This window comes from Salmonella sp. K21076, assembly GCF_039650795.1.
GTDB lineage: Bacteria > Pseudomonadota > Gammaproteobacteria > Enterobacterales > Enterobacteriaceae > Salmonella > Salmonella enterica.
Genome location: NZ_JBCLYA010000035.1, coordinates 1 through 423 on the forward strand (window position 1 = coordinate 1; position 423 = coordinate 423).

The window sequence follows — 423 nt, forward strand, 5'->3', positions numbered from 1 at the left end:
TGTGATTCATGACTGGGGTGAAGTCGTAACAAGGTAACCGTAGGGGAACCTGCGGTTGGATCACCTCCTTACCTTAAAGAAGCGTACTTTGCAGTGCTCACACAGATTGTCTGATGAAAAGTGAATAGCAAGGCGTCTTGCGAAGCAGACTGATACGTCCCCTTCGTCTAGAGGCCCAGGACACCGCCCTTTCACGGCGGTAACAGGGGTTCGAATCCCCTAGGGGACGCCACTTGCGCGGTAATGTGTGAAAGGCGTTGCCATCAGTATCTCAAAACTGACTTACGAGTCACGTTTGAGATATTTGCTCTTTAAAAATCTGGATCAAGCTGAAAATTGAAACACAGAACAACGAAAGTTGTTCGTGAGTCTCTCAAATTTTCGCAACACGATGATGAATCGAAAGAAACATCTTCGGGTTGT

1 tRNA gene and 1 rRNA gene are annotated in these 423 nt (G+C 47.0%); both read left to right on the top strand.

The annotated features are described in order from the left end of the window. Window positions 1-71, top strand: a 16S ribosomal RNA gene (locus AAYN39_RS10650); the annotation flags it as partial. 85 nt (window positions 72-156) lie between these two features. Next, window positions 157-232: transfer RNA gene (locus AAYN39_RS10655), tRNA-Glu, on the top strand. Window positions 233-423: the final 191 nt, after the last annotated feature.